Annotated in this window: 1 protein-coding gene; it reads right to left on the bottom strand. The window is 72.8% G+C overall.

Going from position 1 to position 1,518, the window contains the following annotated elements; genetic code table 11:
- Positions 1-216 precede the first annotated feature (216 nt).
- Positions 217-1,518, bottom strand: a 1,302-nt coding sequence (locus EHS43_RS44360; RefSeq protein WP_148104335.1) for an aldehyde dehydrogenase family protein, incomplete at its 5' end; no start/stop codon positions are given.

Genomic DNA, 1,518 nt, shown 5'->3' with positions numbered 1-1,518 from the left:
CCGGGAAGGGCCGTGCCGGGGCCGGTCCTCGGAGACGGGCCGGTGCCGGGGCCGGTCCTCGCAGAAGGTCCGTTGCCGAGGCCGTTCCTCGGAGACGGGCCGATGGCCGGACCAGGACCCAGCCCCGTGCCCCGGCCGTCGGCATCGCCCGTTCGTGCATGCATCGGAACTCCCCCGTTCTCCGCCCCGGCAGGAACACGCACCGCGTCCGGCCGCCTAGCCGAGCGGCTTTTCCAGGATCGCCTTGCGGTGGCTGAAGGTCTCCATGGAGTAGCGGCCGTGGTAGTTGCCCATGCCGCTCTCCCCGACGCCGCCGAACGGCAGGTCGGAGACGGTGAGATGGGCGAGGGGCAGGCCGTAGCCGAGGCCGCCGGAGGAGGTCTCGTCGGCGATGCGGCGCCGGGTCGTGTCGGAGTCGGTGAAGACGTACAGGGCGAGCGGCTTGTCGCGGTCGTTGATGAAGTCGATGGCGGCGTCCAGGCCGGGCACGGTGACGATCGGCAGGATCGGGCCGAAGATCTCCTCCTGCATCACGGGGGCCTTGGGGTCCACGTCGGCGAGGACGGTGGGCGCCATGTACTTGCTCGGACGGTCGCTCGTGCCGCCCACGACGGTGCGGCCCGAGTCGAGCAGCGCGGTGAGCCGGTCGAAGTGCCGTTCGTTGATGATGCGGCCGTACTCGCCGGAGTCGGCGGGGTCGCTGCCGTACAGCGTGTCGACGGCGTTCTTCAGCAGCGGCTCCAGGGCGGCCGCCGTCTCCGGGTCGGTCAGGACGTAGTCGGGGGCGACGCAGGTCTGTCCGGCGTTGAGGAACTTGCCGCGGGCCAGGCGGTCGGCGACGACGGTGAGATCGGCGTCGCGGTCGACGAACGCCGGGGACTTGCCGCCCAGTTCGAGGGTGACCGGGGTGAGGTGTTCGGCGGCGGCGCGCAGGACGACCCGGCCGACCGTGCCGTTGCCGGTGTAGAAGATGTGGTCGAAGCGCTCGGCCAGCAGGGCGGTGGTCTCGGGGATGCCGCCCTCGACGACGGCGACGGCGTCCGTGTCCAGGTAGGCAGGGAGCAGCCGGGCGACGGCGGCGGAGGTGGCCGGGGCCAGCTCGCTGGGCTTGGCCACCACCGCGTTGCCGGCGGCGAGGGCGCCGACCACGGGGGCGAGCAGCAGCTGGGCAGGGTAGTTCCAGGGGGCGATGACGAGGACGACGCCGAGCGGGTCGTACTGCGTCCAGGCGCTCGCGTCGGCGCCGAGGTGGGCCGGGACCGGGGCGGACTCGGGGCGCAGCCAGTCGGTGAGGTGGTCCAGGGTGTGGTCGATCTCCCGGATCGTGAAGTCGATCTCGGTGCGGAAGGCCTCGGTGGAACTCTTGCCCAGGTCGGCGTGGAGGGCGGCGGCCAGGTCGGCGCCGTTCTCCGTGAGCAGGTCGCGCAGCCGGCGCAGCTGGGTCGTACGCCACTCGACGGGCTTGGTGCGGCCGCTGCGGAAGGTGGCCCGCAGTCGGGCGACGACGTCGGCGGGCTG

Origin of the sequence: Streptomyces sp. RP5T, assembly GCF_003933965.1 — a bacterium.
Classification (GTDB): domain Bacteria; phylum Actinomycetota; class Actinomycetes; order Streptomycetales; family Streptomycetaceae; genus Streptomyces.
Note: the sequence above shows the minus strand (reverse complement) of the source record. Positions and strands in the feature narration are given on the sequence as shown.